Genomic DNA, 1712 nt, shown 5'->3' with positions numbered 1-1712 from the left:
TTGGTGATCACCGCAATCTCAGGATTGAGTCGCGAAAAACTTCCATCGCTCTCGTCGGCTTCGGCCAACATCCATTATCCGTCACCCAAACGGGCCGTGGATTGGATCATTTCCAGTCTGCCACCCACAGCGATGGTGGGATTCTTATTGGCCTGTATAAAAATCGCCGACAACAAACTCGTGGTTGTCGTTTTGCCATGGGTTCCCCCAATGGCGATGCCCCGTTTAAGGCGCATGATTTCCGCCAGAGCTTCCGCGCGCGGAATTCGAGGGATTTTCCGTCTCTGTGCCTCAACGATTTCGGGATTGGATTTTTGAATCGCACTGGAATACACCACAACATCGCAGTCGCTAATGTTTTCGGCTTTATGAGAATTAAAAATTTGAACACCTATTTTGGATAGATATTGAGTTTGTTGATTGTCTTTAAGATCACTTCCGGACACTTGAGCGCCCATGCGCTGAAGCAGTTCTGCCAAGCCGGACATTCCTATACCGCCGACACCGATAAAATGAACACGAGATAAAGCTAATTTCATGAATGAAGTCCTTCGAGAAAATCATCGATAAGTTTTTTGGCCGATGCCGAAAAATCATAACTTCCCAGTTGATTTTTAATATTTTCACGCAACTGGGCATCCCGTGAAAAATCCAAGAGAAGATCATAGAGTTTTTTGGTCGTCGCCTCTCGCTGCTCGAGAATATACGCCGCACTCTTGGCCTCGAGAACCTTTGCATTCTTGAGCTGATGATCATCTGCTGCCGTCGGTAACGGAATAAATATAGCCGGTTTTTGGCAAACAATCACCTCAGCCACAGTGCTCGCCCCCGAGCGACAAATCACCACATCGGCACGTTTCAGTTCGAGAGGCATATCATGGATATACTCGAGTAAATTGACCGAGGAGAGAGCGTCATCATACTCCATCTTGAGGCGCTGATAATCACGATGCCCCGCCTGGTGTGTGATCTCAAAGATCTCGAAGAGATCTCGATGCTCTTTTAATGTTTTGCAGACTAGATCATTGATCGCTTTAGCCCCTTGGCTCCCGCCAAAAACTAAGAGTCGCAAACGAGAGGTGGATGAGACTTTTTGCTCCATCGGCTTTTGGAAAAATTCAGCGCGCACAGGCATACCGGTCTCTTCCACATGATCAGAAGATAAAAGCCTCTTTGCCTCGTGAAAGACGACGTAACACCGGTTCACGATGCGAGCGAGCCAACGGTTCGTTAAACCCGGCTGGGCGTTGGCTTCCCACAACGCCGTTCTCGAACGAAGGAGCGCTGAAATCAAAAGAAACGGACCGGAAGCGAAACCACCAACGCCCAACACCGCTTTTGGTTTTAGATGCATAAAAATACGAAGGCATTGAAGAAGCGTCCACGGCAGAGACAGCAGGGTTTTTAATTGCTGAAGCCGGCCCACCGAGGAATGCAATCGACCCACAGTTATAAAATGATAGGGAAAGCCCGAGCGAGGAAAAATCTTTTCCTCAAGCCCGCCTCGAGCCCCGACAAAATGAACCTGATATTGGGGGTAACGAGACTTGATCTCTTCGGCCAAAGCCACACCGGGATAAATGTGCCCCCCGGTTCCTCCGCCTGTAATCACGATATTTTGCTTTTCGGCCATGGATAATTAAGTACGACACTGCTTTTGGATATTCAATAGTATTCCAAAAAGGACACAAGACATCACGAGAGAACTTCCC

Annotated in this window: 2 pseudogenes; both read right to left on the bottom strand. The window is 48.2% G+C overall.

The features are described 5' to 3' along the window. A pseudogene (locus K2Q26_13285) lies at nucleotides 1-539 on the bottom strand (UDP-N-acetylmuramate--L-alanine ligase). Next, nucleotides 536-1633, bottom strand: a pseudogene (murG, locus tag K2Q26_13280) (undecaprenyldiphospho-muramoylpentapeptide beta-N-acetylglucosaminyltransferase). The pseudogenes K2Q26_13285 and murG overlap by 4 nt, the downstream one beginning before the upstream one ends. Between the last annotated feature and the right edge of the window lie 79 nt (nucleotides 1634-1712).

This window comes from Bdellovibrionales bacterium (genome assembly GCA_019750295.1).
Classification (GTDB): domain Bacteria; phylum Bdellovibrionota; class Bdellovibrionia; order Bdellovibrionales; family JAGQZY01; genus JAIEOS01.
Note: the sequence above shows the minus strand (reverse complement) of the source record. Positions and strands in the feature narration are given on the sequence as shown.